General features: G+C 52.8%; 9 protein-coding genes and 1 pseudogene. 8 read left to right on the top strand and 2 right to left on the bottom strand.

The window, feature by feature from the left end; translation table 11 throughout:
- The 8 genes and pseudogenes from B7444_RS15435 to B7444_RS16475 form a co-directional block, all read left to right on the top strand.
- Nucleotides 1-367, top strand: a pseudogene (locus B7444_RS15435) (hypothetical protein); the annotation flags it as partial.
- On the top strand, nt 364-843 hold the full coding sequence (locus B7444_RS15430) for a hypothetical protein (RefSeq protein WP_007281839.1): 480 nt from the start codon (nt 364-366) through the stop codon (nt 841-843). The pseudogene B7444_RS15435 and the gene B7444_RS15430, both read left to right, overlap by 4 nt.
- Nucleotides 840-1175, top strand: a complete 336-nt coding sequence (locus B7444_RS15425) for a hypothetical protein (RefSeq protein ID WP_007281838.1) — start codon at nt 840-842, stop codon at nt 1173-1175. The genes B7444_RS15430 and B7444_RS15425 overlap by 4 nt, the downstream gene beginning before the upstream one ends.
- A gap of 39 nt (nt 1176-1214) precedes the next feature.
- Complete coding sequence (locus tag B7444_RS15420; RefSeq protein ID WP_007281837.1) at nt 1215-1424, top strand: hypothetical protein; 210 nt, start codon at nt 1215-1217, stop codon at nt 1422-1424.
- Entirely contained in the window at nt 1421-1654 is a 234-nt protein-coding gene (locus B7444_RS15415; protein WP_007281836.1) for a hypothetical protein, read from the top strand. Before B7444_RS15420 ends, B7444_RS15415 begins: the two co-directional genes overlap by 4 nt.
- Nucleotides 1655-2276: 622 nt before the next feature.
- Nucleotides 2277-3434, top strand: coding sequence for a DUF6538 domain-containing protein (locus tag B7444_RS15410; RefSeq protein WP_308417535.1), 1158 nt, complete (start codon nt 2277-2279; stop codon nt 3432-3434).
- Nucleotides 3422-4063, top strand: a complete 642-nt coding sequence (locus B7444_RS15405; RefSeq protein ID WP_146911437.1) for a site-specific integrase — start codon at nt 3422-3424, stop codon at nt 4061-4063. Before B7444_RS15410 ends, B7444_RS15405 begins: the two co-directional genes overlap by 13 nt.
- Nucleotides 4064-4087: 24 nt before the next feature.
- Nucleotides 4088-4498, top strand: a complete 411-nt coding sequence (locus B7444_RS16475; protein WP_146911439.1) for a hypothetical protein — start codon at nt 4088-4090, stop codon at nt 4496-4498.
- 35 nt (nt 4499-4533) lie between these two features.
- Here B7444_RS16475 and B7444_RS16470 read toward each other — a convergent pair whose 3' ends face one another.
- Nucleotides 4534-4884, bottom strand: coding sequence for a hypothetical protein (locus tag B7444_RS16470; protein WP_146911441.1), 351 nt, complete (start codon nt 4882-4884; stop codon nt 4534-4536).
- A gap of 29 nt (nt 4885-4913) precedes the next feature.
- The coding region (locus B7444_RS15400; RefSeq protein WP_048855219.1) for a hypothetical protein at nt 4914-5522 on the bottom strand (609 nt) is incomplete at its 5' end.

The raw sequence follows: 5522 nt of genomic DNA, 5'->3' as shown, positions 1-5522 counted from the left end.
GACTGGTTTGAGGGTCGCCTCGCCTGGCTGGATGCGCAGTGGGGCTATTCTGTTGAGGTGGGCAGCGATGGGTGACGCTATGCCAGCGGCTGCGGACCCGCGCTTTGACGACCACGAACGACGCATCACAGCCTTGGAGGTTGGTATGACGGCCATTCAGGTGAAACTCAGCGAGGTCCAGACGGAAGGCCGGATGCGTGGGGAGCGGCAGGACACTGACCTGCGCGACCTCAAAAGCATGATTAGCACCCTTCTTGGCGGTATGTCCTTTTTCAAATGGGCTGGCGCCATGGCGGTCACGATCCTCGCCTTCTTGGCGATCTACGGTGAGCGGCTTCTCCATTTCTGGCAGGCGCTTCACACGTGACCGGTCTCGACGTTCGCCAGCTCAAGTACGAGATCGTGCGGCCTACACTGATCGCGCTCGGGCTCTGGTCTCCTGCAGCTGAGAACCTGCTGACGGGAACGGCTCTTGCGGAAAGCCGCGCCGCTTATGTCCGGCAGGTTGGCGGCGGCCCTGCTCTTGGGATTTGGCAGATGGAGCCAGCCACTCATGACGACTGCTGGACGAACTTTCTGCGCTTCCCAGCTCAGTCGCGGCTAGCGACAAAGTTGCAATCCATGCTGGCCTCGGATCTGACACGTCAGCAGCAGCTCATCACGAACCTGCGCTACGCCTGCGCAATGGCTCGTATCCGGTTCTATCGCGCTCGAGATGCCTTGCCCGCCTCCACCGATGCAGCCGGACTGAGCGCGTACCACAAAAACCATTACAACACGGCACAGGGCGCGGCTGATGCGGCCGCGAATGTCGCCTTCTTTGCGGAGGCCATCGCGGCATGAACCCGAACGTCAACACCTTCCTCAAGGCTGGCGGTGTCGGCTCTCTGCTGGTGCTGCTGCCCGATCTGATCCCGGCTCAATATCTGATCTATCCGGCTTGGCTGATTGTTGGCTGCGCGATCCTGCGCGCCGTGATCCAGCCTCCGGAAGCGACGAGCAAGTGGGCCGGACTTTACGAATTGATGTCGGCCATTGGCGGTTGCATCGGATGGGCGCTCCCTCGCCTGCGTCCGGGTATTACCGCCGTTCCTGTCGCTCGCGAAGACGCAGCGGAGGTGAAGGCTGCCATCCCCGAAATCCTCAGCAAGCCCACGGCACCAGTCGCGGATTGACTGCGGGACACCCCAACCCACTCAGAAGGAAATGCCATCATGGCAACTGACACACTCATTCAGGAAGCTGGCGCACTCGGACAGGAACTGCTCCCGGTTCTCGGCGGCTTCATCATCGAGAAGCTGGATCCGAACTGCGACACAGTAGCGGCGAAGGCGGCTCTTGTCGGTCTAGCCGGCAACATCGCTTCCCTCGTCACGGCGCTGGAAACGAAGACGACCACGACTGAAACGGCTGCGACCGCTTGATCCAGTACGTCTACATCGGCGGGGGCATCATTGCCCTCGCCTTTGTCGCCTGGCTGATCTGGTTCTCGTACCGGGCCGGGAAGAACAATGCGTCCGTCACGACTGCAAAAGCCGCAGCTGATAGCGCAACAGCAATCACTGAAAAGGCTGAAGCGATGGCACAGGCTCAGGCGGATAAGCCTGCGACTGAGGATGGCGTGCTTGCTCGGCTCGATGGTGGTAGCGCATGAAGTGGCTCGTCTTGGCCCTTGCTCTCACCGGCTGCACGTCCGTGCGCTACGTGCCCTGCCCCACGCTGGTGACTTACTCGGCAGCGGATCAAAAAGCCCTAGCCACGGAGATCAGAGCGAACCCGCAGCCCCAGACCGGGCGCTGGATTGGTGACTATATCGGGCTGCGTGACCAGGTGCGGGCATGTTCGAAAAAATAGCCGTTGTCGCCCTGATCGTCTTCGTCCTGCTTTGCGCTGTCGTTATTGCCCCGATTGTCTGGGATGAGATTACGCAGGATTGAACTATTGGAAAATTCCCAACTGTTGAGGATTGCCCAATAGTTCAGCTGTCAAGGAATCCTTGACGGCTGAACCCTCCGGAATTTCCGGATGATTGAAATTGTAAGGCACCGAACCCCGTGCAAGCGAAAAGCGATTTGAGCGTGTCGCGTCTATAAAAATATTCTGGGGGTATCGGTGGGGGTATTCATATCTGTCTCTTTGAAATAAATTTCTTTATTTCAGAAGGTTATAGTCCTCGTTCGCTCGCCTCTCTCTCCGCCACGGGTTAGTATCCCATTGAAATATAAGTGAAAAAAGCCACTTTGAGGTGGCTTCGGCCATGCTGAGCCCGCATTTGTATGTCGCACTGTATGTCTTTTCGTCTCTCCGCCAATATTTTTAGGCGTGGCGATCAGTATGCGTTTCGTGTTCGGGTGCCGGTTTTAGTCCCGTTTGCACAGATGCGGCGGGAACTGGTCTTTTCCCTTCGCACAGACAATAGAAGAATGGCTTTGACGCTGGCGGCGACTATACGTTTGCGGCTGGATAGTTTGTGGATGAGATTGAATGAGATGAACGGCACGAAAGCCGATCTGGAAAAGCTGGTGAAGGCTTGGTTCTATCGCGAGCTAAACGAGGCACAGCGCCTCTATATGAGCGGCGATTTGATGCGGGGAACGCATGAGAGCGATATCCCTGACCTAGACGATTTGCGCCAGGAGTCTCGGGAGGCAATGGGCAACATTGCTGAGCACAAACTTGAAATGATGACGACAGAACGCCAGCGGCATGACTTTTCGCGTGGGTATGCTAAGGCGCGCGAAGTTTTGACCCAATTTGGTATCCCGTTTCAGGAACATGATCAGCGCTTCACCGCACTGGCGAAACATTATGCTCATATTGAAAGCCTATTGGCCGAGACGCAATTGCGTTGGTCGCAGGATGATCTTGATTACATGCCCAACTTTCCAATTCTGCCAGAGGGCATTTACCCGGACGCAGAACTAAAATCGTCTGCGGCTACGGTTTCGCCTAAAATACTGCCACCCATTCAAGACTCACCCATCATGCAATCATCGCCGCAAGCGGCTGGCCTACTTCTGAGTGAGGCCTTCGAACGATATGCCGTTGAACGAAAGCCAAAACTGGCAACCGTGAAGGGGTATCGAGCATCTGTCAGGCGCTTCATTGATCTTCAAGGCGATATGGATGTTGCGCATATTAACAAAAAGCATATCGCCGCCTTCAAAGATGCGCTACTTCAGTTCCCCGCTGTTTTGAAGGTGGCAGACAGAGCGCTGACCACAGATAAGATCATAGAGCGATATAAATCTCTTTCAGATGCGCGACGTCTGAGTGCAGGGACGATCAATGCCAAGCATATCTCTGGCGTGTCAGTGGCACTACAATGGGCGTCTGAAAACGGATATGTCGATACTGTGGTGTCGCGTGGCGTTCGTGCCAAGGGCCAGCGTCAAAAATACCAAAGCGATTGCCATACAGCTTGGAAGAACTGAAAGTGCTTTTTGCGTCTTCAGTATTCAGCAATGGTGAAAGACCGAGTGGGGGTGCAGGTGAGGCGGCGATATGGATGCCAATCCTTGCCCTGTTCACAGGTGCACGTCTTAATGAAATCGGCAGCTTGAGGCTTGGCGACGTGTCGCAGGAAAACGGCATTGACCTATTGTTTATTCGCGACGGCAAAACCGAGAACGCACGCCGCAAGGTGCCGCTGCACGATGAAATCAAGCGTCTGGGTTTCTTGGATTACGTTGCTCAGTGTCGTGAAGGTAGTGTCGGATCAGACACAAAGTTATTCCCGCTCGTCAAAACTGGCAGCGAGAAGGCGGAAAGCGGGCCGTTCTCGCAGTGGTGGGGGCGATATGCACGAAGATCGGTGCCAGATAGGGCAAAAGCATTTCACAGCTTCCGTCATACGGTGAAACGGGCACTTCGCAATGCAGGTGTTGATAAAACTTTAAGAGATGCAGTCATGGGGCATGAAGCTGAAGATGTGGCGGAGGCGTATGGGCTTGACGAAGACGGGAGCGGATTTGAAATCGCTATACTGCATCAGGCCATTTCAAAGATTGATTACCCCGGCTTGAATATCGTTCTTGCCCCTGCCCTTTTGCCGAAGAATTAGTAATAAAAAAGAAAGGTAAATTTTATGAAAAGAAATTCAATTTTTATGATTGCTTTAGTTGTATCGTTAAGCGGATGCTCAAGCTCAGACAGAGAATTGACGCCTGAATACACGCAAGCAAATGGAAATTATGAAGAAATAGCTGAGTGCTTGAACTACAATGCCCAAAATGATCTCTCGCAAGATCCTGGGGTTATTACTATCGCATCAATGCACTCTCCTCCTCAGGCTCGAGTAGCTGAAGAAATGCGCGGTGCCGCCTCAATGTTAGTATGGAGCGCTATTTTCATGCCGCTGCCTGATAACAAGACAGCAATCGAATTTCGAGCTTTCAATTCCTTGTTCGGAGGTGCAACTGGATGGTGGAATCGTGTTCAGCCTACACTGAAGAAATGTGCCCCTACGATTCAACCTTTGAGAAAACAAAAATTTTAGTTTATTGCATCAATTAATGTTTCCATACGTTGCTATCATATGCTCTCCGGATGCGCCGAAAGTAATTCTCCGATCAATAGGGGGCCAAATGTCGCTCGACAGATTTTAAGAGCTTCGGGTGTTGCTGCTTTTAATTCCTTGGTCAGCGTTGAGCGTTCCCAAAACCAGCCTGTGTCGGCATCTCTTAAGTAGAGCAAGATGTGCGGCACATCGTTCATTAGCAGACGAAGAACGTCTATTGACCCATAATCGGCGGATATTCGCCGATAGGGCTCTATTGCCGAACACCTGTCCGCCACATCCGAAACCGCTTCACCGGTCAGAAAAATAGCGTCAGGATTGCCTGTAGGGGCAGTAAGATTTATTGCATCTGTTGCATTGCACATAAATATAACTCATTGAATTTAATGAATTATTATACCACTCTGACTGCGCCTTTGGTATTCAAAACTCTCGCGATCACAGGTTTTATCAGGGAAATCGCAGTGTTTCCCATATATTCTTTATGCCGTCTTTCGCGTTCGGCCCTGATCAGCCAACCACAGTCTTCAGAACGCACGTCCTTGATGGCCTTGCGAAGCTCCTCGCACATCAAAACACGTTCCCTCACGGAAGCCACTTGCGGTTTGTATCTATGAAGCTGCTCGGGATGGTGCTCGCGAATATCTCCTAGACGACATGTTTTCTTAGTCGCTGCAATGGACCATGTTCTCGAGGTAGTGATATCGACTTGATGCGTGACAGGCACACCGGGAGATGATCCACCAAGTGCGTAAGCGCCAAAGCCTTTGCTGTCCAAAGCAGGATTCATATCTCCATCCGGGTTCAGCAGCAGATCAGTGCTATTTTTGCCCAGAAAAACAAATGGCAGATGGCTGGATGCCTGAGTTTCAGCTTCTGGCCTCTCTTCTTTGCGGATATTGTTCTTCTTTTGGCGTTTGCGCTGTTTGTAAGATTCCCGATTAGGAATGTCGAAAAGGCTAGGCTCAGGACTCATAGCCAGAACATGATGGTTGCGGCGAGG

The organism is Gluconobacter thailandicus F149-1 = NBRC 100600, from assembly GCF_000964465.1.
In the GTDB taxonomy this organism is placed as follows: Bacteria; Pseudomonadota; Alphaproteobacteria; order Acetobacterales; family Acetobacteraceae; genus Gluconobacter; species Gluconobacter thailandicus.
Note: the sequence above shows the minus strand (reverse complement) of the source record. Positions and strands in the feature narration are given on the sequence as shown.

Coding starts and splice junctions, on each gene's coding strand:
- B7444_RS15425 (WP_007281838.1), top strand. CDS start 840: ATGAACCCGAACGTCAACACCTTCCTCAAGGCTGGCGGTGTCGGCTCT.
- B7444_RS15420 (WP_007281837.1), top strand. CDS start 1,215: ATGGCAACTGACACACTCATTCAGGAAGCTGGCGCACTCGGACAGGAA.
- B7444_RS15410 (WP_308417535.1), top strand. CDS start 2,277: ATGTCGCACTGTATGTCTTTTCGTCTCTCCGCCAATATTTTTAGGCGT.
- B7444_RS16475 (WP_146911439.1), top strand. CDS start 4,088: ATGAAAAGAAATTCAATTTTTATGATTGCTTTAGTTGTATCGTTAAGC.
- B7444_RS16470 (WP_146911441.1), bottom strand. CDS start 4,884: ATGTGCAATGCAACAGATGCAATAAATCTTACTGCCCCTACAGGCAAT.